The 22,299-nt window shown below is 39.7% G+C and carries 26 protein-coding genes; 17 read left to right on the top strand and 9 right to left on the bottom strand.

Translation table 11 applies throughout. The annotated features are described in order from the left end of the window. The first annotated feature begins 23 nt into the window (after positions 1–23). Positions 24–836, top strand: coding sequence for a recombination regulator RecX (gene recX, locus ACGTNH_RS15145; protein ID WP_394587745.1), 813 nt, complete (start codon positions 24–26; stop codon positions 834–836). Positions 837–946: 110 nt separating this feature from the next. Here the strand turns inward: recX and ACGTNH_RS15140 are convergent, their stop codons facing one another. Beyond that, complete coding sequence (locus tag ACGTNH_RS15140) at positions 947–1,738, bottom strand: HAD family hydrolase (RefSeq protein WP_394587744.1); 792 nt, start codon at positions 1,736–1,738, stop codon at positions 947–949. A gap of 190 nt (positions 1,739–1,928) precedes the next feature. Here ACGTNH_RS15140 and glcT point away from each other — a divergent pair, with 190 nt between their 5' ends. From glcT to ACGTNH_RS15125, 3 genes are all read left to right on the top strand, one after another. Beyond that, the gene (glcT, locus tag ACGTNH_RS15135; protein WP_394587742.1) at positions 1,929–2,771 is read left to right on the top strand and encodes a glucose PTS transporter transcription antiterminator GlcT; all 843 of its coding nucleotides are present in this window, start codon (positions 1,929–1,931) and stop codon (positions 2,769–2,771) included. Between the two features lie 305 nt (positions 2,772–3,076). Continuing rightward, on the top strand, positions 3,077–5,116 hold the full coding sequence (ptsG, locus tag ACGTNH_RS15130) for a glucose-specific PTS transporter subunit IIBC (protein ID WP_394587741.1): 2,040 nt from the start codon (positions 3,077–3,079) through the stop codon (positions 5,114–5,116). Positions 5,117–5,131: 15 nt separating this feature from the next. Beyond that, positions 5,132–5,398, top strand: a complete 267-nt coding sequence (locus ACGTNH_RS15125; RefSeq protein WP_394587739.1) for a phosphocarrier protein HPr — start codon at positions 5,132–5,134, stop codon at positions 5,396–5,398. Positions 5,399–5,470: 72 nt separating this feature from the next. Here the strand turns inward: ACGTNH_RS15125 and ACGTNH_RS15120 are convergent, their stop codons facing one another. After that, a complete protein-coding gene (locus ACGTNH_RS15120; protein ID WP_394587737.1) occupies positions 5,471–6,130 on the bottom strand; it encodes an SDR family NAD(P)-dependent oxidoreductase in 660 nt (219 codons plus the stop codon). A gap of 98 nt (positions 6,131–6,228) precedes the next feature. On the opposite strand from ACGTNH_RS15120, the gene ACGTNH_RS15115 reads away from it, so the two are divergent. Beyond that, complete coding sequence (locus ACGTNH_RS15115; protein WP_394587736.1) at positions 6,229–6,567, top strand: YfhH family protein; 339 nt, start codon at positions 6,229–6,231, stop codon at positions 6,565–6,567. A 34-nt stretch (positions 6,568–6,601) separates the two neighbouring features. On the opposite strand, the gene ACGTNH_RS15110 is transcribed toward ACGTNH_RS15115, so the two are convergent. Next, positions 6,602–6,733, bottom strand: a complete 132-nt coding sequence (locus tag ACGTNH_RS15110) for a YpzG family protein (RefSeq protein WP_394587735.1) — start codon at positions 6,731–6,733, stop codon at positions 6,602–6,604. Between the two features lies 1 nt (position 6,734). After that, on the bottom strand, positions 6,735–6,899 hold the full coding sequence (gene sspK / locus ACGTNH_RS15105) for a small acid-soluble spore protein K (RefSeq protein WP_188377618.1): 165 nt from the start codon (positions 6,897–6,899) through the stop codon (positions 6,735–6,737). Between the two features lie 110 nt (positions 6,900–7,009). Here sspK and ACGTNH_RS15100 point away from each other — a divergent pair, with 110 nt between their 5' ends. After that, positions 7,010–7,276: a YfhJ family protein gene (locus ACGTNH_RS15100; protein WP_394587734.1), complete on the top strand. Its 267-nt coding sequence runs from the start codon at positions 7,010–7,012 to the stop codon at positions 7,274–7,276. Positions 7,277–7,307: 31 nt separating this feature from the next. On the opposite strand, the gene ACGTNH_RS15095 is transcribed toward ACGTNH_RS15100, so the two are convergent. Then, positions 7,308–8,309, bottom strand: a complete 1,002-nt coding sequence (locus ACGTNH_RS15095) for a metal-dependent hydrolase (protein ID WP_394587732.1) — start codon at positions 8,307–8,309, stop codon at positions 7,308–7,310. A 60-nt stretch (positions 8,310–8,369) separates the two neighbouring features. On the opposite strand from ACGTNH_RS15095, the gene mutY reads away from it, so the two are divergent. Then, positions 8,370–9,461: an A/G-specific adenine glycosylase gene (mutY, locus tag ACGTNH_RS15090; RefSeq protein WP_394587730.1), complete on the top strand. Its 1,092-nt coding sequence runs from the start codon at positions 8,370–8,372 to the stop codon at positions 9,459–9,461. On the opposite strand, the gene yfhS is transcribed toward mutY, so the two are convergent. Beyond that, entirely contained in the window at positions 9,458–9,682 is a 225-nt protein-coding gene (gene yfhS, locus ACGTNH_RS15085) for a mother cell protein YfhS (RefSeq protein WP_394587729.1), read from the bottom strand. The genes mutY and yfhS overlap by 4 nt on opposite strands. A gap of 323 nt (positions 9,683–10,005) precedes the next feature. Between yfhS and ACGTNH_RS15080 the strand changes: the two genes are divergently transcribed. The 4 genes from ACGTNH_RS15080 (at position 10,006) to ACGTNH_RS15065 (ending at position 13,998) form a co-directional block, all read left to right on the top strand. Next, on the top strand, positions 10,006–11,058 hold the full coding sequence (locus ACGTNH_RS15080; protein ID WP_394587728.1) for a C40 family peptidase: 1,053 nt from the start codon (positions 10,006–10,008) through the stop codon (positions 11,056–11,058). 185 nt (positions 11,059–11,243) lie between these two features. After that, positions 11,244–11,459, top strand: coding sequence for a gamma-type small acid-soluble spore protein (locus ACGTNH_RS15075; protein WP_394587727.1), 216 nt, complete (start codon positions 11,244–11,246; stop codon positions 11,457–11,459). A 174-nt stretch (positions 11,460–11,633) separates the two neighbouring features. Further along, entirely contained in the window at positions 11,634–12,161 is a 528-nt protein-coding gene (gene ntdP / locus ACGTNH_RS15070) for a nucleoside tri-diphosphate phosphatase (protein WP_188377611.1), read from the top strand. A 64-nt stretch (positions 12,162–12,225) separates the two neighbouring features. After that, positions 12,226–13,998: an ABC transporter ATP-binding protein gene (locus ACGTNH_RS15065; RefSeq protein ID WP_394587726.1), complete on the top strand. Its 1,773-nt coding sequence runs from the start codon at positions 12,226–12,228 to the stop codon at positions 13,996–13,998. A 520-nt stretch (positions 13,999–14,518) separates the two neighbouring features. On the opposite strand, the gene ACGTNH_RS15060 is transcribed toward ACGTNH_RS15065, so the two are convergent. Together ACGTNH_RS15060 and ACGTNH_RS15055 are read right to left on the bottom strand one after the other, a co-directional pair. Further along, positions 14,519–15,589 carry an FUSC family protein gene (locus ACGTNH_RS15060; protein ID WP_394587725.1) on the bottom strand — a complete coding sequence of 357 codons (1,071 nt, stop codon included), beginning with the start codon at positions 15,587–15,589 and terminating at the stop codon, positions 14,519–14,521. 153 nt (positions 15,590–15,742) lie between these two features. Beyond that, on the bottom strand, positions 15,743–17,041 hold the full coding sequence (locus tag ACGTNH_RS15055) for a glutamate-1-semialdehyde 2,1-aminomutase (protein ID WP_394587724.1): 1,299 nt from the start codon (positions 17,039–17,041) through the stop codon (positions 15,743–15,745). Positions 17,042–17,181: 140 nt separating this feature from the next. Here ACGTNH_RS15055 and ACGTNH_RS15050 point away from each other — a divergent pair, with 140 nt between their 5' ends. The 5 genes from ACGTNH_RS15050 to perR all read left to right on the top strand — a co-directional run bounded on the left by ACGTNH_RS15050 (position 17,182) and on the right by perR (position 20,343). Continuing rightward, complete coding sequence (locus tag ACGTNH_RS15050) at positions 17,182–17,592, top strand: ion channel (RefSeq protein WP_394587723.1); 411 nt, start codon at positions 17,182–17,184, stop codon at positions 17,590–17,592. A 64-nt stretch (positions 17,593–17,656) separates the two neighbouring features. Beyond that, positions 17,657–18,127: a thioredoxin-dependent thiol peroxidase gene (gene bcp, locus ACGTNH_RS15045; protein ID WP_188377606.1), complete on the top strand. Its 471-nt coding sequence runs from the start codon at positions 17,657–17,659 to the stop codon at positions 18,125–18,127. A gap of 140 nt (positions 18,128–18,267) precedes the next feature. Further along, positions 18,268–19,218 (top strand): D-2-hydroxyacid dehydrogenase, encoded by a 951-nt coding sequence (locus tag ACGTNH_RS15040; protein WP_394587722.1) that lies wholly within the window; start codon positions 18,268–18,270, stop codon positions 19,216–19,218. 2 nt (positions 19,219–19,220) lie between these two features. After that, positions 19,221–19,778, top strand: coding sequence for a cob(I)yrinic acid a,c-diamide adenosyltransferase (locus ACGTNH_RS15035; RefSeq protein WP_394587721.1), 558 nt, complete (start codon positions 19,221–19,223; stop codon positions 19,776–19,778). Between the two features lie 121 nt (positions 19,779–19,899). Next, positions 19,900–20,343 (top strand): peroxide-responsive transcriptional repressor PerR, encoded by a 444-nt coding sequence (perR, locus tag ACGTNH_RS15030; RefSeq protein ID WP_394588497.1) that lies wholly within the window; start codon positions 19,900–19,902, stop codon positions 20,341–20,343. 216 nt (positions 20,344–20,559) lie between these two features. Here perR and ACGTNH_RS15025 read toward each other — a convergent pair whose 3' ends face one another. Further along, the gene (locus tag ACGTNH_RS15025) at positions 20,560–20,937 is read right to left on the bottom strand and encodes a YgzB family protein (protein WP_394587720.1); all 378 of its coding nucleotides are present in this window, start codon (positions 20,935–20,937) and stop codon (positions 20,560–20,562) included. 131 nt (positions 20,938–21,068) lie between these two features. Between ACGTNH_RS15025 and ACGTNH_RS15020 the strand changes: the two genes are divergently transcribed. Beyond that, a complete protein-coding gene (locus ACGTNH_RS15020) occupies positions 21,069–21,950 on the top strand; it encodes a nucleotidyltransferase-like protein (protein WP_394587719.1) in 882 nt (293 codons plus the stop codon). Positions 21,951–22,299: the final 349 nt, after the last annotated feature.

Here is a 22,299-nt window from a genome sequence, read left to right as displayed (position 1 = left end):
AATAGTGGAAAAGGGGTGTTAATGTGGCGAAAATCACTCGGATCACGACTCAGAAAAAGAATAAGAATCGGTACAATATCTATCTGGATCGAGGTCAAGGGGAGGCCTACGGTTTCAGCGTTGATGAAGACATCTTAATTAAGTACAGGCTCTCGAAGTCTACGGAGCTGGAAGAGTCTACCATCGAAGCTTTAATCCAGAAAGATACTATACATAAGGTATATACCCAAACGATTAACTATTTAAGCTATAGAATGCGCTCAGAAAAAGAAATTCGTAATTATTTAGTGAAAAAAGAAGTGGACGAAGAGCATATTGACGAAATCATCCGCCGTCTATATCAAGAAAAGCTGTTAGATGATCTAGAATTTGCGAAAGCATTAGTGCGAACCCGGATAAATACTTCTACTAAAGGTCCTTTAATGTTGAAGAAAGAGTTAATTGAAAAAGGAGTAGATGCTTCGTTAGCCGATGAGGCGGTACAGGAGTTTCCGTTTGATCAGCAAGTGGAGAAAGCTGTGAAATTAGCAGAAAAGAAATTAAAAAGTGATCGAAAAAAATCTCAGCGCCAACAAATTCAAAACGTGCAGCAGCATCTTATGCAAAAAGGGTTTAACAGCGATATCATCAAAGAATCGTTAACACAACTGCCTGAAGAAGAGGAAGATCAGGAATGGGAAGCTGTCGTTTTCCAGGGAGAAAAATTTCTTCGTAAATACGAGCGGAAATCTGAGGGATATGAACTAAAGCAAAAGGTTAAATCAGGACTCTATAGAAAAGGTTTTTCTTTTGAATTGATTGACCGCTTTATTGAGGAATATGTTGTAGAAGAATAGTTATTTATAAACTACTAATAATGTTTATATCTTTGCTAAGGTGTGTATGAGACAGGCAGAATATTCATTAAAGCAAAAGAGTGCCTCTACAATCGCAGGGGCACTCTTAATTAATATAGAACTTTCGTTTTTAAATCTTCAATAGCTTCGTACACATGATCAACGACGTACTCAGCCTTTTTCTGTACTTCAGGGTGTGCTGAAGACATGGCATAACTATGAGGAGTTACGGAAAACATGGGAAGATCGTTAAAGGAATCACCGATGCAGGCAATTTCATTTGGTTCTAAACCAATCGTATCGAGAAGGGCTTTAATTCCATTCCCTTTATTAATCATTTGAGGCATAATATCTACACATGACTCGTGTGAAATAAAGCTGTCTAGTTCATTGCCAAATTGCTCGCGCAGCCGGCCGGAAGCTAATATTACGTCATCTTCTTTGCCATGAAGCGTAATTTTAGCAGGGATGATATGATCTCCGAAGCGATTCATTAAATCCGGCTCAATGATCACATCTTGAAAGAGCTGCTCGGATATTAGATCCACCCACTCGTTGTGCTCTGACGTATAAATTTTATCTTCTGTTGATACGGTTTTTACCATGGGTTCATTCTTTATAAAATTCATGACTTCTTTCGCTTTATCGATTTCAAACGATTTTGAATAGATGTACTCACCGTTTGAATGATAAACAAAAGCCCCGTTTTGACTGATACGGTGACCGGACACTCCAACTTTACTCAAAACTTGAGCGATGTCATGGTCCATCCTTCCGGAAGCTACTGCGAGATCAATCCCCTTATCCTTTAATTTCTTTAATGCTTCTATATCGTGAGGCTTAATGTAGTGATTCATTCCTAGTAACGTTCCATCCAGGTCACTAATAAACAATTTAATCATCTGCCATGCTCCTTTCGGCTCTTTGCACTTACATTCACGCTAATGATTTTACACGGAACGCTATATTTAGACAAAAGAAATACTTTAATTTTCCTAAGACGATGGTTGTCAAATTTGATAGTGGATTATACGATAGAATATACTGAGACATTGAAAACGTTTTTTTGTCAGATAATGTGGGGGAGCAAATATGGACGAACAAATTACGATTGATAAAGTGCTGAATAATAACGTGGTCATCGCTAAACATCCGTCCTATCAAGAAGTTGTGCTTATTGGTAAGGGAATTGGATTTAGCAAAAAAAGAGGGGACTTTATTTCGTTTAATAAAGCGGATAAAACATTTTTATTAAAAAATGAAAATGAAAAACAGCAATATGTGAATTTGATCCCTCATATTGAAGAAGGATTTATTGACTTCATGAATGACCTTTTGTTCCATATCGAAAATCGAATGGGACAGGAATTAAATGAACATATTCACGTGGCATTAACGGATCACCTTGCATTCGCTCTTAAGAGAACACAAAAAAATTTGCAGTTTACTAATCCTTTTTTACCAGAAATTGAATCCCTATATCCAAAAGAGTATCAAATTGCACTGGAAGTCGTAACGATGGTATATGACAAATTAGGTGTGCAGTTTCCTGAAGGTGAGGTAGGTTTTATTGCCCTGCATATTCATAGTGCAGTAACAGATAAAACGCTTCGGGAAATAAACACTCATAACAAGCTCATTACAAATCTCGTGGAAATAGTAGAAGAGACGATGCACGTAACAATTGACAAGCACAGCGTGGATTATCATCGTCTTGTTCAGCACTTACACAGGGCGATTGACCGGGTATATCAGGAGGAAAGTATTGGAGAGGAAATTCGTCTGGCTAACATGTTGAAAAATGAATATCCGTTATGCTATAATTTAGCTTGGAAGTTAATTAAAGTGATGCAAAAACAGCTAAATAAACCAGTTGATGAATCAGAAGCAATCTATTTAACGATTCATTTACAGCGACTAACTAAAAAATCTTAACGTTACGTGTTACTGATACGATCAGGCATGAGTATCGAAGGATCTAATGGTTACGATATAAGGGAGAAGTGTACCCTTTTCGTAATGATTGAACCTTTGTACTCATGCCTTTTTTGTTGTCAAAATCCTGACGGTGAGCCGGCTTTTGCGTTAGTCGACTACTTTCGAGGGGCTCCTTTTCTTAGCATGGATACTCCATCATATGTTAAACAGCCCCTCTACACTTTACGTACTCATGAAACCGTTTTATTTTTCTGACAATTGCTGTTTTGTACTCACAAATAAAAAATAGGGAGGAAATACTTATGTTTAAGAATGCTTTTGGTACTTTACAAAAAGTTGGTAAAGCATTAATGACACCTGTTGCTTTGCTTCCGGCTGCTGGTATTTTGCTGGCATTTGGTACAAGCTTTGCGCAGGAAGATTTTACAGACAAAGTGCCATTCTTCACAACGCCTTGGGTTCAAACATTGCTGGAAGTCATGGCCGAAGCAGGTGGAGTTGTTTTTGATAATTTACCGCTGCTCTTTGCAGTAGGGGTGGCGATTGGACTAGCAAAAGGTGACGGTGTTGCCGGACTTGCTGCGATTATCGGTTACTTAATTATGAATGTGGTTATGGGGGTTCTTGGCAATGTCGATAGTGATATGACATCAGACCCTGCCTATGCTGAAGTATTAGGGATACCTACCCTCCAAACCGGGGTGTTCGGCGGTATTATCGTCGGTATACTGGCTGCCTTTATGTATAACCGATACTTTAAAATTGAATTGCCACAGTTTTTAGGATTCTTTGCGGGTAAACGTTTTGTTCCAATCATTACCGCATTTTCTGCGATTTTCTTAGGTATGATCATGCTCGTTGTCTGGCCGTTTGCACAAAATGGGTTAAATGCTCTATCTCATTTAATGCTTGAAGGGAACCAAACGATTTCAGCATTTTTCTTCGGGGTCATTGAGCGTTCATTAATTCCATTTGGACTGCACCATATTTTCTACTCTCCATTCTGGTTTGAGTTTGGGTCCTATCAAAATGAAGCTGGAGAGCTTATCCGTGGAGACCAGACGATTTTCTTTGAACAGTTGAGAGATGGTGTTGAGTTTACAGCCGGAACGTTTATGGTTGGTAAATTCCCATTCATGATGTTTGGACTGCCAGCGGCAGCTTTAGCAATTTACCATACGGCTAAACCTGAACGTAAAAAAGTAGTAGGGGGAATTATGGCTTCTGCAGCCTTAACTTCATTCCTTACTGGTATCACTGAGCCAATTGAATTCTCTTTCTTATTTGTAGCACCATTACTATTTGGTATTCATGCTATCTTCGCTGGTTTATCATTTATGACTATGGAAATTTTAAATGTGAAAATTGGACAAACCTTCTCAGGTGGTCTGATTGACTTTATTCTCTTCGGTGTTATGCCGAATCGAACCGACTGGTGGTGGGTCATCATCATTGGTCTTATCTTCTCTGTCATTTACTACTTTGGTTTCCGTTGGGCGATTCTTAAGTTCAACCTTGCCACACCTGGTCGTGAAGACGAAGGAGCGGACGTGGATGGAGATACTGGAGAAGCGGATGATTTACCGTTTGAAATTCTAGAAGCGATGGGCGGCGAGAAGAACATCAGCTATCTTGACGCCTGTATTACACGTCTAAGAGTTTCCGTAAACGATAAAGAAAACGTGAACAAGAGCCGTCTGAAACAGCTTGGGGCATCAGGGGTTATGGAAGTAGGAAATAACATTCAAGCTATTTATGGTCCAGTCTCAGACACACTCCGCGGACAAATGCAAGATATTATCGACGGCAAAACGCCTCGTAAACGAGAAGAAGATGTAAAAGAAAGTTCTAAAGAAGCTGGCGCTGTTGCGCCCGTCTCAGATGCAGACTTAGAATTTGTTAGTCCGATTAAGGGTAAAGTACTACCAATTACAGAAGTGCCAGACCAAGTGTTTTCTGGTAAAATGATGGGGGATGGCTTTGCAATTGAACCGATTGATGGTAAAATTGTTTCGCCTATTAATGGTAAAGTACTCAATGTATTCCCTACTAAGCATGCGATTGGTCTGCAAGCTGAAAATGGAATGGAAATTCTGATTCATATCGGAATTGACACTGTGAAGCTTAAAGGCGAAGGATTTACTTCTAAAGTCGAAGATGGAGCAGAAGTGAAACAAGGACAAACTTTAATGGAAGTTGACCTTGATTATGTAAGTAAAAATGCTGCTTCTATCATTACTCCAATCGTCTTTACAAACCTTGAAGAAGGTCAGCAAGTTGAAGTAACGGCCGCTGGAGAAGTGGATCATAATACAGAGAATGTCATTACCATCACAAAATAAAAGGAGAGATTTATTATGGCAGAACAAACAATGAAAATCACAGCAGCAGACGGTGTACACGCTCGTCCAGCTACAGCCCTTGTACAAGTAGCAGGACAATACGAGTCAGACGTAAACATCGAATATAAAGGGAAATCCGTAAATATGAAATCCATCATGGGTGTTATGTCTCTAGGTATTCCTAATGGTGCTGAAATTAAATATACTGCTGAAGGTTCAGATGCAGATCAAGCAGTTGAAGCCCTTGTTCAAAAAACAAAAGAAGAAGGATTAGGCGAATAATTCTTTTAAAGCAAAGGAGCAGACCAGAATTGGTCTGCTCCTTTATTGCATGAATGGCATGGCCCCATAGACCTAGCGATCTACAAAGATTTCAGGGCGGCCATCATCTTCATTGAATATCTTCTCCGCTACTCCCTCAGGACCTTTTAGATTTTCCGGCTGGCTCACATGGTCACTCTCATCCCAGAAAGGCGTGTTCATCCCTCCCATATACACTGCAGTTGCTTTCATCGGCTCACTTTCCCATTCTTTATGCAGGCTTTCTGTAAAGCCGCGAACAGCAAATTTAGAAGCACAATAAACAGTTTCGCACTTTTTCCCTCGCAGGCCTGCTGTGGAAATGATATTTAACACACGTCCATTGGAGCGTTTCAGAAATGGAATGGCCGCTTGTGTCATAAGAATGGTTCCTTTGACGTTTGTGTTCATCATCTGATCGATATCTTCAGAAGTGTAGAAAGACAAATCGCCAAAAATACCTAATCCTGCATTATTAATTAATACATCGATATGATCCAGCTGCTTAAACGCTTCCTGGACGGATGCAGGCTCAGTAACATCGCAGATGAGGAGCTCAGCCTCTCCACCACGTTCTTTTATTTCCTTTTGAACGAGCAGCAGCTTTCTTTCTGTTCTCCCTGTTAAAATGACGTTGTAATCATTTTGAGCGTATTGCAAAGCTAAAGCTCGTCCTAACCCAGTACCTGCTCCACTAATTAATGCTTTTCTCATGTGATATCCTCCCCGTTGGTAGTATTTATATTGTGACAAAAGACTGGTAAAATGAAAACAGTAACGGCATGAATCGGTATTAAAAAGGGGATTATAAGATGGAAAAAAGATATAGTGAATATAGTTATGAAGAATTAAGAAACGAAGTAGCTCAGCTAACTGAGAAGGCGAGGAAAGCAGAGCAGATGGGGATTATTAATGAATACGCGGTTTATGAACGAAAGATTATTATGGCGAAAGCCTATATGATGGATCCAGGTGAATTCGAACGTAACACTGTTTACCAAATTGAAGGTGATCCTGCTCACACGTTTCACATTGACTACATGAACGGCGTCTTCGCCTGGGGGTACCGCATTAATTTAACTGGCAGCAAAACAAGTGACAAAGAAGAAGCATTGCCAATTTCTATGCTTGGCAAGAAAGTAAGTTATTAAAAAGCGCAGCCAGTGAAGTGACTGCGCAAAAAGATTATGATCTTTTTCTTGCCTGAGTTTCAGTAATTTGATCAGCTTGAGTTTGCTCAGTTTCACCGTTTACTCGGTGATTTAAATGCTTCGCTCCTCGATGAAGGGACTTTTGGGTTTTATTTCTCTTTCCCATTTTAGTATTTACCTCCTTGATTCACGTCGCGTTCTCTTGAGTGCATAGCACGTTCTTGAGGTTTAGAATTAATCGTGCCATTCGGACGTAATGCTAAATACTCGCTTTGATCGTCGGGGGAGTGTGTCATTTTTCTGTTAGGAAAGTCTTTTGCTTTATTTCGCATCAGTTATCCTCCTAGATGCCACTGTGATGTGGCTCTTCTAGTTTGTGTAGAATAAAGGCGTTTATGTGATAAAATGGGGTGTAAACTTTTCCATGAAAGGAGGATGCAGAATGGAAGAGATTCACCAGCAATTAGCCGAACAGCTTTATGAAAAAAATAGTCGTTTAACAATAGATGAAGCACGTACATGGGTAGAATTACTGTGGGAAGATTTTGAATCCACACGGGCAAAAGCGGGTTACGATTATAAAGGAAAACAGGTGACAGAACAGATCGTGATTCGATGGATAGAGAATTACGGTCCAAAGCTTCACGATTATATCGCGACCAACCCTAAATATAAAGACATGCTCAACAAAAAGGGGTATGAACAATAAATGAATCCAGGCGTTCCCAGCCTGGATTCATTTATTTTGTTTCTGCAGCTAAGGTTAATTTGTCTTGAAGTTTCTCTTCTGTAAAGACCCAGCCGGTATAAGAGTTTAAAATCTTTAAATCGTCGCCGTGCTCATCATCAATTTGAACAAGTGCGACGAATGGATAACGTCCCTTTGAGCGATATCTTAAATCAATAAACCTGACTTCTGTATATTCATCGTAATAACGAATGTCGTAACGATATACAGGTGAAAATGACAAAAAGGCTTTGATGTTTGGATCTGTTAAAGCTTTTTGAATGATTGGATCTTCATAATCGATTTCCTTGTATAAAAATTCATCATAAATTTTAATATGTCCATCTTCAGCATGACCTACATAGTAATTTGTCTTTGTCTCTATGGCAATACGCCATACGCTTTGACGAATGGTAGGCGAAGTGGCAATTTGCACAATGTCGTCAAAATGTTCGTATACAAGTTTAACGAGTTCACGTTTGTCGAAATATCGTTTAACATAATATAAGGCAATGACAAAGTAAATGATGAGCCACATATAAGCAGGATCTGCTCCTAAATTCCAAGCCACAATGCCCGCTAAATGCATGGTGAAAATGTAAGGATCAAATGTATTAATGAATCCATAAGCTACCCACCTTTTAGTGAACGGCCTGTAAGCTTGAGTTCCGTAGGCATTAAACACATCAACAAACACATGTAAAATAACGGCTAGAAAGGTCCAAAGCCAAAGGTGTAAAAAGTTCACTTCCGGAGTGAACAAATAGATGAGGGAAGCAAGTCCAATTCCCCATAAAATAACGGCAGGAATGGAATGCGTAATACCTCGGTGGTGGCGGATATAAACGGCATTGTTTTTAAGTTTTAATATCGTATCCGAATCGGGTGCTTGTGAGCCGATCAAAGTTCCGACAATCACTGCATTTGCCAGTGTGGGATCGGCTTGAACGACCGGGTCAAGCGTAGCTAACCCGCCAAGAGCTACACCCATGACCACATGAGTGCCAGTATCCATGAATTCTTCCTCCTTTGGCCGACAACAATAAACTAGTGCAAAATAAAGGATGATAATCAAATGAAACAGCAAGAAAGAGTAACTTATATTTTAGAAAACTTTAATGCAGAAGCCTTTCGTGCTCACTTAATAGACTGGTTTAAAAAAGAACAACGTATCCTGCCCTGGAGAGAAAACCAGGACCCTTATCGCGTATGGGTATCAGAAATTATGCTCCAACAAACACGGGTTGATACAGTCATCCCTTATTTTAATAATTTTATGGAACAGTTTCCAACTACTGAAGCTTTGGCAAAGGCTCCGGAGCAAGACGTTCTAAAAGCGTGGGAGGGCTTAGGTTACTATTCCCGAGCGCGGAACTTACAAAACGCTGTTCGGGAGGTTGTTGAGTATTATGGAGGAAAGGTTCCTCATAATAAAGAACAACTGGGGGATTTAAAAGGCGTGGGACCTTACACGAAAGGAGCAATTCTAAGTATTGCCTATGATCAGGCTGAACCGGCTGTAGACGGAAACGTGATGAGAGTATTATCACGTATATTGTTAGTTGAAGAAGATATTGCAAAAGCGAGCACAAAAAATTTATTTGAGTATCTCGTTCGTGGATTGATTTCTAAAGAAGATCCTTCTGCATTTAACCAAGGGTTAATGGAACTTGGTGCGATTATTTGCACCCCGAAATCTCCCTCGTGTATGTTATGTCCTGTGCAAGATGAATGCCGGGCTTTCAGTGAAGGGAAAGAAGGAGAACTTCCCATCAAATCGAAATCAAAGAAACAGAAGAAACAACCTTATGTGGCTTTATTTATTGAAAATGAAGAAGGGGAAGTGCTTGTTGAACAACGTCCATCAAAAGGATTATTAGCATCTTTATGGCAGTATCCAATGGTCCCTATTTCTGAAATTGCTGAAAATGACATCCCAGACTGGTTTCAGGCTGAGTATGGAATAACGATTGATATCGGTTCTACTATTGATCATGTCCATCACGTGTTTTCTCATTTAATCTGGGATATGAGTGTAAAGAATGCGTACGTAAGAAAGGGTACATTAGATCGAGAAAATGCTCAATTTGTAAGTAAAGACCAGATTCAAAAGTACCCGTTTCCTGTATCCCACCAAAAGATTCACAAACACTTATCATTCAATTAATCAAAAGCAGGTTTAGAACCGCTTTCCCACGAAGCTTCGCGTTGTTTCAAACCACCGCGGAGCTTAATTTCTTCGTTAATTTCTCGTAATAAAGTGACACCCTCTTGATTTAAGTAAGGAGCGGTTTGTGATAGAGCATAATGAAAGTAGCCAAGCTCCCGATCCTGCCAATTTTTTTTCGATTCCATGCTAAGTTCCGACATATCTCGACCTACATACATTATATCTCTCCTTTCCCTTAGTATTATAGGGTTTTTGGAGATTTTTATGCATGAAAAAAGACATGAATTTCAGGAAAAATGACACTTGTAATGGAACTGTAATGGAACTGTAACGAAACTTGCTGAACCTTGTCACATCAACGGGTTTCATAGATTAATAGGGATTTTCCAATGTTTAACTGTGTAGACAAGACATAGAAAAATATGAATAATAGGTAACAGAGCAAAACAAGCAATACAGAACGTAGCCTAATCGAACTACTCAAAATTATTAAACTCTGAATTTAAATAAAATGAATTATATAAAAGAGAGGGTAAATAAGATGAATAAAAAACGTCTAGCAACAACAGTATTTGGAACGATTGTCGGTGCGTCGCTTTTCGGTGGCACAGTAATGGCAGATGAATCACACGAGGTTAAATCTGGAGATTCTTTGTGGAAACTAAGTAACAAATATAACACGAGCATTTCAGACTTGAAATCTTGGAACAACTTGAACAGTGATCTCATTCTTGTCGGTCAAAGTTTAGTCGTTGATAAGGATAGCTCTTCAAATAGTTCTTCTAGTTCAAGTGAAAGCAGTACATACAAAATCAAGAGTGGAGATACTCTTTCTAAGATTGCTTCGAAGCATGGTGTATCTGTAAGCAACTTAATGGATTGGAATAACTTAAGCTCATCTTTAATCTATGCAGGAAAAAATTTAAAGATTAATGGATCTAGTTCTTCAAGCTCATCTAACTCTAGTTCTTCCAGCAGCTCCAGCTCTTCAAGCTCTAATGCGACAACTTATACTGTAAAATCAGGAGATACGTTGTCTAAAATCGGAAGCAAATACGGAGTGAGTGTCTCTAACCTGAAAAGCTGGAACGGCATTTCCAGCTATCTTATTTATGTGGGTCAAAAGCTTGATCTTAAAAAGACATCAAACAGCTCAAGTTCTTCAAGTTCATCTAGCTCAAACTCATCTAGCAGCTCTGAGAAGGTGAAAGGCACTTCTACATCTTCAAACACTGGAGTAGTTAGTGAAGCTAAGAAGCATATTGGTACTCCTTACTCTTGGGGTGGAACTTCTCCATCTGGATTTGACTGCAGTGGTTTCTTACAGTACGTATTCAGTAAAACAGGCAAGGACCTTCCTCGTACAGTTGCTTCCATGTATGCAGACAGCCGTATGACTTCAGTAAGCAAGTCTAATCTTCAAGTAGGCGATATTGTTTTCTTCGAAACATATAAGCCTGGCGCATCTCACGCTGGTATCTATGTAGGTGGCAATCAGTTTATCCACGCTGGATCTTCTCGTGGTGTTGAAATTAGTTCACTATCTAATACTTACTGGAACCCACGCTACATTGGCGCAAAACGCCTGCAATAGGAAATAAATTAACACAAGGCGCTCTCTTTACAGGGAGCGTCTTTTATATGTACTGTTCACGAAATTCCCATCATTTAAACCAGAAATTTGCTCATAAGGTCAAAAAGATTTTTTGAAAAAAATAATGAAATTAAATGAATGTTTTTTGGAAACCTGCGCAGAATAATTTTGCGGAGGTGATACTGATGGCTAAGCAACCGAAACAAGGTAAAACTGCAGCGGGTACAGATATGAATCATGTAAGACAAAAAAACCAACAAGCTGCTCAGCAAAACGCTCAGCAAAACGCTCAACAAGCTGCTAAAGGTCAGAACCAATATGGTACTGAATTTGGCGCAGAACAAACTGACGCACAGCAAGTACGTCAACAAAACCAAAAGTCTCAAGCTAAGAAAAAATAACGCTTGATACTTGTCTGTACAGGCTTGCAATTTAGCCTGCATCAAACTCCCAGGGGCCGTCCAAATTTGGACGGCTTCTTACATATATAAATACTATTGTTTTCATTCGGAGACATAACTCGTTATAATAGTTAAAGGTGACTAGCGGGATAATTGAGGGAAGGGGAGATGATTATGCCCGGCCCGGACTCTGGAGTTCAAACGGAAATACAAAGTTATAAACATAATGGTAAACTGCACCGCGTTTGGGAGAGTACAACGGTTCTAAAAGGGACAAAAAATGTAATTATTGGTGCGAATGATCGTACACGCGTTCAAGAAAGCGACGGGCGGACGTGGATCACTCGCGAACCGGCTATTTGTTATTTTCATTCGAAGCACTGGTTTAATGTGATTGGAATGCTTCGTACAGATGGCGTATATTATTATTGTAATATTAGCTCTCCGTTTATTTATGAAGATGGAATTATTAAATACATTGATTATGATCTTGATATCAAAGTGTTTCCTGACATGACATTTAAATTGTTGGACGAAGACGAATACGAACTGCACAAAAGACAGATGAATTATCCACACGTTTTAGATCGTATCTTATACAACAATATAGATGTACTGATACGCTGGATTAGGCAGCGTAAGGGACCTTTTTCTCCAGAATTTATTGATCAATGGTATGAACGATACTTAACGTATCGATGAATAGTAGTGCGCACTGTCCGGCGGTGCGCTTGCTTGCGTTTTTAGTGAAAGGCAGGTGGTACGATTGGGAAGCATTAAGCGTTATTTATCATTTGTTAAACCGTACAAAGGGAAAATCATTCTTACTGTTTTAATTGGCGTATTGAAATTTTCTATTCCTTTATTAATGCCCTTAATTATTAAATATGTCATTGATGATATCATCAATTCAGAGTCTTTAGCTCAATCAGAAAAAATTGATCAGCTGCTTCTCTTAATGGGAGGCGCCTTTTTTGTTTTTATGATCATGCGGCCTCCCGTCGAATATGCAAGGCAATATCTGGCTCAATGGATTGGAAGTAAAGTACTTTATGATATTCGTGACAAGTTGTTCGATCACATTCAAAGGCTGAGTCTTGGTTTTTATTCTCGTACGAAAACCGGCGAAATCATTTCAAGAGTGATCCATGATGTTGAGCAGACGAAAACGTTTGTCATTACAGGATTGATGAATATCTGGCTCGACATGTTTACTATAGTTATTGCTATTATTATTATGCTGACGATGGATCCTTGGCTTACACTCGTAGCAGTGGCGCTGTTTCCGTTTTATGGGTTCGCTGTGAAGTACTTCTACGCTCGTCTTAGAAAATTAACTAGAGACCGTTCTCAAGCTCTGGCGGAAGTGCAAGGGCATTTGCATGAACGGGTGCAAGGGGTGCCTGTAACACGGAGTTTCGCTCTTGAGAACTATGAGCAAAACCAATTTGATACAAGAAATTCTAACTTCTTAAATAAAGCATTGAAGCATACAAACTGGAATGCGTATACGTATTCCATTACGAACACAATTACTGATTTGGCTCCATTGCTTGTCATTGCGTTTGCAGGTTATCAAGTCATCAATGGATCGATGACAGTAGGTACAATGGTTGCCTTTACTGGGTATATGGATCGGGTTTACAATCCGCTTCGCCGACTAGTCAACTCATCTACCGTACTGACACAGTCGATCGCATCAATGGATCGAGTGTTTGAATTTATGGATGAGCGGTACGATATAGTTGATCGAAAGAATGCTAAACCACTGGAAAACGTACACGGAGATGTATCGTTAAAAAATATTTCTTTCAGCTATGGAGAAAACGACCCTACTGTATTGAAGAATGTGAACCTGGAAGTTGAAAAAGGTGAAACCATTGCTTTTGTGGGAATGAGCGGGGGAGGAAAATCTACACTAATCAGTTTAATCCCTCGTTTTTATGATGTCACCAGCGGTCAGATTTTGATTGATGGGAAAGACATTCGTGATGTTCAAGCTCGAACGTTGCGCGATAAAATTGGAATGGTGCTTCAAGATAACATCTTATTTAGTGATTCGATTAAAATGAATATACAAATGGGGGACCCGGATGCTTCAGATGAACAAGTAATAGAAGCGGCAAAGGCGGCGAATGCACATGAGTTCATTATGGATCTACCTGATGGTTACGATACTTTGGTTGGAGAAAGAGGTGTTAAGCTGTCGGGAGGTCAAAAGCAGCGTGTGGCCATTGCACGGGTGTTTTTGAAGAACCCTCCATTGCTCATATTAGATGAAGCTACCTCTGCATTGGATTTAGAAAGCGAAAACTTAATCCAAAATGCTCTGGAGCGATTAGCTTCCGATCGGACAACGTTCATTGTAGCTCACCGTTTAGCTACGATTACTCACGCGAGTCGTATCGTGCATATTGAAAATGGAGAAATTGTGGAGGTGGGCTCCCATGAAGAATTAATCAGGCGTAAAGGACATTATTATGATCTTTACCAGGTGCAGCAGCTGGATGACAATCAAACAGAATATATGGGAACGTAAAAAAGGAGACCATACCGGGTCTCCTCAGCTTGTGGAAAATTTAGGTTTTCCGCAAGCTTTTTTACTTGCTTTCAGGAGCGAAGGACCTTCCCTTTCCGCGGACGAGAGCCCGAGCTTCCTCGTGAAACCCACACTCGGCGATCTCGGCTCACTCGTTCTTCCGCAGGAGTGGAAGGGTCCTCGCTCCTTGGAAGTTCCTTAAGCCAGAAAAAGACACTCCTTCACCTGGCTCCCTTTGGATAGATGGAGAAAATGCCGCAACAGTGGAGATACTCTATTGCAGCGAGGGAGCATAAGGGTACCAGGTACCGAAAAGCTGTAAAAGGGCGAAGTGCCAAGTGTGAATTTCGGTACCTGGTACCCGCCGCGAGGAAAGCGAAGTGTTTTGGCGGAGCGATGGTGTAATTTCGATTTAATATAAATAATCCGAACTGATTTCTATAGAATCGTTCGGATTATTTTAAGCTTTATTCAGTTTTGTCCCAGCCTCGTCTAAAGGATATCTCACCGGGTTTCTTTTTTATTTATCAGTGGTTTGAAGGTAATTGTTAGGATGATACTTTTGATAACTTTTTAACAAGCGCTTAAGTTTTTCGAGTTGGTAGTAGTATTCCATCAGCTGGGAAGCGAGCGGAAGAAAGACAAGCTTATCAGGATGATGGTTGCTATCTTCATATTCTTTCATTAACTTTTCAACCAGCATCGGAATGTTTGGTTCTTCGATTTGACGCAAAGATTTTTTATGGGTCTCGCGAATACGCCCTTTTAAACTTAGGAGAAGTTTTTCGTGCGCGTTTATTAACTTATCCAGTTCTCCAACAAGGGCATCTTGGAATTCATAAGGGATTTGTTCGATTTTACTTTCTAACCGATAAAAAGCTTTTAACACATCAAATGATTTTTTTGTCGTCGTGATGAGCTGCCTGAACAAGACGAGCTTTCGCCCTTTTGAAAAACGTGAACCTTTAAAATACGTACGTTCTTCAGAATAAAGAAGATAAGTATGGTCGGTCCAGCGGATATTGTCCTGGATCCTTGTAATCTCATATTTTAAAGCTGGTTCATCAGACAGCTGGCGTGTCATGACGCGCAGCCACTGTAGAATTTCATTTGTAGATGTATCAATTTTTGTGAAGAGCCTCGTTTCGTATTTTGGAGGCACAAACATTAAATTAACAAGAAAAGCTGCTAATATCCCTAAGATCAGAGAAGCAAAACGTGAAGCTGCGAAATATATAAAGGTCTGGTCTGTTGAATCCATAAGAGCGATAACTGCTACAGCTGCTAAAGAAATCGTATTTTCATTCATCTTTAAGTTCATCGTTAATCCGATGACGACAATAATTGCAAAAGCGACGATGAAAGGATCATTACCTAAAGTGAAAACCGCAATAATTGCTACGACTGCACCTATTATATTGGCTTGAATTTGTTCAACAATCGATTGGTATGACCTGTAAATCGATGGCTGAATGGAGAAGATCGCTGCAATAGCGGCGAGTAATGGGCTGATAAACCCTAACAGGCTGGCTATATATAAAGCGACAGCAACGGCCAGTCCCGTTTTCATCATGCGAGCTCCAAGCTTCATGTTATTCATCCTTCTCTGTAAAATTATTACTCATTCATTATATACGATATATACTGCAGAAATATAGAATGTTATGTGAACATTACCCTTATCATAACGACTGTAATCAGATTAGAAAAGCGCACTCCCTTTGTAGGATGTGCGCTTAGTGAATTAGAGATGCTGAGCCATTTTCTTAAATGTCCGATCTACCGCCTCTATGGTTTGTATAATATCTTCTTCTTTATGGGCAGTCGTTAAGAACCATGCTTCATATTTAGATGGCGCTAAGTTAATGCCCTCTTCCAACATTAATTTGAAAAATTGAGTGAATTGTTCTCCGTCAGTATTTTCTGCTTGTTCGTAGTTTTCGACTTGTTCATTAGTGAAATAGACAGTGAGCGCTCCTTTTAATCGATTAACGGTTAGGTCGATGTCATGAGTTTCTGCTTTTTCTAAAATACCTTGTTCAAGCATTGCACCTAAACGATCCATTTCTTCGTAAACTCCTTCTTGCTTCAGTACCTCTAGACATGCAATGCCTGCTGACATTGAAGCTGGGTTGCCGGCCATTGTTCCTGCTTGGTAAGCAGGACCCAGCGGAGCCACTTGTTCCATAATATCGGCACGACCGCCGTAGGCTCCAATCGGAAGACCGCCGCCAATAATTTTACCCATCGCTGTCATGTCGGGTTCAATGTTTAGAAGCTGCTGAGCACTTCCGTACGTAAAACGAAAAGCTGTAATGACTTCATCATAGATAACAAGAGCTCCAGCGTCATGTGTCAGGTCGTTCACTTGCTGAAGAAATCCTGGTTTAGGTTCTACAATACCAAAATTTCCAACGATCGGTTCAACTAAAACGCCGGCAATTTCATCCCCAAATTTTTCAAGAGCTTGCTTAAACGGTTCAATGTCGTTAAACGGGACGGTGATTACGTCCTGTGCAATAGAAGCTGGAACTCCTGCTGAGTCAGGTGTTCCTAAAGTAGAAGGACCTGAACCTGCTGCGACAAGTACAAGGTCAGAGTGGCCATGGTAACAGCCGGCAAATTTTATAATTTTATTTCTGCCTGTATAAGCGCGTGCGACTCGAATAGTCGTCATAACGGCTTCTGTTCCTGAATTGACGAACCGTACCTTATCTAGAGAAGGAATTGCCTCTTTCAGCATTTTAGCAAATCGATTTTCTAGAGACGTCGGTGTCCCGTACAATACCCCGTTTTGAGCAGCTTCAACAATAGCGCTCGTAATATGTGGATGGGCATGGCCTGTGATAATTGGACCGTATGCCCCTAAGTAATCAATGTATTTATGCCCGTCTACATCATAGAAATAAGCGCCTTCTCCCCGTTCCATGTAAACCGGAGTTCCCCCGCCTACCCCTTTGTAAGCACGAGAAGGAGAATTGACACCGCCGACGATGTGTGTCTGTGCTTCTTCATATAATAATTCAGATTGTGTAAAGTTCATTTATATCCCTCCAAAAAAGCATTCAACCTATATTCTAACACGATTTGGTTAGGCAGAAGACTAGAGAGAACTCATAATAAAGAAAGAACTCGCATATCTAGTGAGTAAGCCTGTCTACTTTTAAAAAGGATCGTGGCCTTATGATGACGATATTTATTGTTATGATTTGTTTTTTACTCATTTCAGGGAGCATCAGACAGTTATTTACTTCACTAGAGATTGAACATCATATGTTTTCTTTTCATATTTTTATTACCCTTGTTCTTTTATACACCGTAGTTATGATTGGCTTTGGGTTAATTTATGCTTCCTTATCTGTCCGAGGTGTAGAAGTGTTTATGAGAACGGTCCACCATGACCCTCCAATGTGGGGATATGAAATTTCAAGAGGGATTTATTTTAGCGGGGTCACTTTATTTACAGTAGGATATGGTGATTTAATGCCTATTGGCTGGGGGCGGTGGATCGCCCTTCTAGAAGCAATGATAGGCTATACCATTCCTGCGGCTTTAGTCGCAAAAGTCTGGCAAACCTCAAAAAGAGATAGCTGAGATTGGAAGTTTAGCTGCAGATGCGATACTCTTAAATGAGAAATGATTTAGGAGGGATTTAAGTATGACAGTAGAAGTAGGACAACAAGCGCCAGATTTTGAACTAACGGCCCACACAGGGGAAAAGGTGAAATTATCCGATTATAAAGGTCAAAACGTAGTACTATACTTTTATCCAAAAGACATGACTCCAGGATGTACAACAGAAGCGTGTGATTTCCGTGATCACCATGAAAGCTTTGCTGACCTAGATGCCGTAGTACTTGGCGTCAGTCCAGATCCAATTGAAAGCCATAAGAAGTTTATTGATAAACACGATCTCCCTTTCTTGTTATTAGCTGATGAGGATCACAAAGTAGCTGAAGAGTATGGCGTTTGGAAACTGAAGAAAAACTTCGGGAAAGAATATTACGGAATTGAACGTTCTACATTTATTATCGATAAAGAGGGAAAGCTTGCTGAAGACTATCGTAAAGTTAAAGTAGATGGACACGTTGAATCTGCCTTACAATTTATTCGTGAAAAACTAGCGTAATTTTAAAACCGTGATAGGCATACTATCACGGTTTCATTTTTATTAAAAAGGGTAATGAAGTTTAAACTCCTTTACCTATAAGTTGCGATGAATTATATTTTACTTATAAGAATAGAAGAAAACAGGGCAGGAGGGGTACGGTGCTTATATTATCAGCTATCAAACGTGTACCTGATGACGTTAGAAAACACTTTGAACAAACTTTTGACGAGGTAGAATTTCTTTTTTGCCATGGAATGGATGAAGCAGAAGAATATTTACCTGGAGCAGATGTATTTGTTACATATGGGGAAGACTTAAACAAGGAAAGAATCCAAATGGCTAAGCAGTTGAAATGGATTATGGTTTTATCTGCAGGAATGGATCGTATGCCTTTTAGCGAAATTGATCAGCAGGATATTCTGGTGACAAATGTAAGAGGAATTCACGCTAAACCTATGGCTGAGTATGCTCTATCGATGATACTTCAAGTCGCCCGTAACGCGAAAATGCTTACGAATAGGGAAAAAGAACACAAGTGGGATCGTCGTGTTCCGATGCAAGAAATTAATCAACGTACGATGGTCTTGCTGGGAACAGGGGCCATTGCTCAAGAAACTGCAAGACTTGCCCGGGCTTTTCAAATGAAGACGATCGGAGTTTCACGCTCTGGCAAATCAAAGGATTATTTTGACGAAACGTATAATGTAGAGGAAATAAATCAAGCGCTTGAAGCGGCAGATTATCTTGTTGCCGCCCTACCTAGTACGTCAGGTACACGGTATTTGTTAAATAGAGAACACTTTAGGAAAATGCCTTCTCATTCCGTTTTTCTAAACATGGGAAGAGGAGACCTTGTGAAAAGTGAGGATATCCTTGACGCCGTGCGCTCGGGAGATGTGGCTCATGCTGTACTGGACGTGTTTGAAGAGGAACCGCTGCCGGAAAATCATGTGTTTTGGGATGAAGAAAACATTACAGTTACACCACATCTTTCAGGAATATCACCACATTATATTCCAAGAGGATTTGAACTATTTGAACGTAATCTAAAAGCATACTTAAAGAACGGTAAGCTGGAAAACGTAATTGATCCTAAACGGGGGTATTAATCATGCGTATATATACAAGATCAGGGGATAAAGGTGAAACATCGCTCATTTATGGAACGCGAGTGGCCAAAAATAACTTGCGTGTAGAAGCTTATGGAACTTGTGATGAAGCAAATTCTTCGATAGGAGTGGCATTAAGCCACTTAACTCGGGAAGATTGGGACGGGAAAGAAGCATTTATAGCGGCTATGCATAAAATTCAAACCATTCTTTTTCATGTCGGAGCTGAATTAGCCACGCCAAAAGGAAAAGAAGTAAAATGGCAGTTAAAAAACGAACATATAGAAGAATTAGAAAAGCAAATTGATCAGTGGGATAAAGAATTATCACCATTAAAGAACTTTATTCTGCCTTCAGGGCATGAGTCTTCAGCGGCTTTTCATATGGCAAGAACTATAGTGAGAAGAGCAGAGCGTACGGCGGTTGGACTAGAGGAAGAAGTAAACAACCCACTCGTCATCAGCTATTTAAACCGTTTATCTGATTTATTGTTTGTAGCGGCACGATACGTAAATTATCGTTCAGGCGGGAAGGAAGTACCTTTACACCCTGATGTTTAAAGGAGCATAGAATAGTTATTAACTTTGTTTGACAATAGATTAACAAGCAGGTTAAACTAATTATAAGGATTCTAATTTAATAATTTTCTAAATCAAGAATCAGTTTATGAAAGCGAGGTGCATGACGGTGTCAGATCATCGACTTCAAGAAGCCATAGATACGTTAAAAGATTCTGGGGTACGAATAACACCGCAACGTCATGCGGTGCTTGAATACCTACTGAATTCTATGACTCACCCTACAGCTGATGAAATATACAAAGCATTAGAGAGTAAATTTCCTAACATGAGTGTAGCAACGGTTTATAACAACCTTCGCGTGTTTAGAGAAATTGGTCTCGTTAGAGAACTAACTTATGGAGATTCATCAAGCCGTTTCGATTGCAATACATCTGATCACTATCATGCAATTTGTGAATCATGCGGTAAGATCGTTGATTTTCACTATCCTAGTTTAAATGAAGTGGAATCATTAGCTGAACAGGTGACTGGATTTACTGTAAGTCATCATCGCATGGAAGTATATGGAACTTGTTCGCAATGCAAAGCTAAAGCTGCCCATTAAAGGAATAAACAAATAGAAGGACCTGCTGATTTCAGCAGGTCCTTTTTATTATTGTCTGGAAAATTATAAAATTCCAAGCTGTTGATATATGTTTAGAGGAGCGACATCCTGCTCCAGCGCCCAGACGGTCGCATCATAAGCAATCTGCCAAACACCTTCCCGCGGCCGTTTTGTTTATGTGTTTCGTGTATACCAGGGTGCTTTAAGCCTTTGTACTTATGTCCGTTGATCGGCTTCTTGCTTTTGGTAGCGTTTTGAATTATATTTTTCATCAAACTCTTTTCCTTCTAGCGACTTATCCATGGTTAAAGGCTGTTTACAATGCATGCACGCATCGACACGACCGAGCATTTTTGTCGGTTTTTCACAGCTGGGGCACACGATTTGGATGGTTTTTGTAGAAAGCATGCCGATCCAAAAATAAACAACAGTACTTAAGCCAATAAAGCCCATCCCCAAAATCATGAATATAGCCATCGCCCAGGCCGTTTCTTTAAAAAGAAGACCTATGTACATGACGCCAAACCCAACAAAAATCAGCCAAAAAGCAAACGAACGAATTTTGTTAATTTTACTCGTATATTTTAACGCCAACTGATTTCCCTCCTAGTAAGCTTACAACCGTAGTATAGCATTTTTTATGAGAAAAATATATTTATGAAAAGGAATTTGCTATTCTATATCGAATAACATAGTGTACCGAATTACGATATGGGGGAACTTTAATGGAAGATCTATTACGGCCCATTTACCAAGAAAGAGCCAGCCAAGTGAATACTCTTGGCATTTTAATTTTAGAAAAGAAAAAACCGATCAGTCCCGTCACTGATAATTTTGATGTGATTCTATTTATTATTGTGCGAGAGGCTGAGGAACCTTGGTATGTGAAACATTATGATTTTGAAGGAAAAACTGCCGCTATGCATATTGTAGATGAACAATTATTGCAGCACTGGATTGAGACCAGTTCTTATCGACGTTCAGTGGAATGGGTGATTAATGGATCGATAATATTTGAAAGAAATGATTACATTAGTGAACTTAAAGAAAAGCTTAGGACTTTTCCAACAGGTACGAGGGATTTAAAAAAGGCGATTGAATTTGCGAAATTGATTCGCAGCTACAGTGAATCAAAAGATTTATATGAAAATGGGCACCACCTTGATGCCTTTAGCCGGATGGTTCATTCCTTGCATTACTTAGCAAGACTTGCGATTATTGAAAAAGGATTTCACCCTGAAGTGACCGTATGGAATCAAGTAAAGAAAATTGAGCCGGAAGTCTATAAGTATTACGAAGAGTTGATTATGAGCAAAGAGTCACCTGAAAAAAGAGTGGAGCTCATGACCCTTGCGGTGGAGCACGCCGTGAGTATACGAGCAAAAACAAGTGCTAAGCATCTCCTTGATTTAATGAACCAAAGAGAGGAGCCCTGGTCATTTGGAGAATTAAAAGTCCATCCGGAAATTAAGGAATATGCCCTGGATCTTTCTTCTATGATTGAGTATTTAGTAGAAAAAGAGTTAGTAGAGATAGTTCTGCAGGATACGAAGGGGATAAACATCTATCATCGGATGTATAAAGTTTCTAGAAAAGAGGAAAACTAAGCTATTAAATGGAAGGCCCTTTCTTTGTTATCATAAAAGAAAGGGTTTTTTATGAAAAAACATATTGACGCTGTCTTTAAAAGCGTGGTATATTATTAAACGTCGCATCAAGAGGTCGCGACATCGCAAGAAAACAAATTAAATATCATGAAAAAAGTTATTGACTTTAACTTAAACACATGATATATTAATTAAGTCGCCATTTTGAAGCGGCGAACAAATTTGATCTTTGAAAACTGAACGAACCAACCAGTACGTCAAGATTTCTTTCTATAGTATAGAAGGAAGTAAAACAAGCACATTCGGTGTGCAAATGAGCAAGTCATTCTCAACTTTTATGGAGAGTTTG

The sequence above is a fragment of the Halobacillus sp. B23F22_1 genome, assembly GCF_043497005.1.
Classification (GTDB): Bacteria; Bacillota; Bacilli; order Bacillales; family Halobacillaceae; genus Halobacillus_A.
Note: the sequence above shows the minus strand (reverse complement) of the source record. Positions and strands in the feature narration are given on the sequence as shown.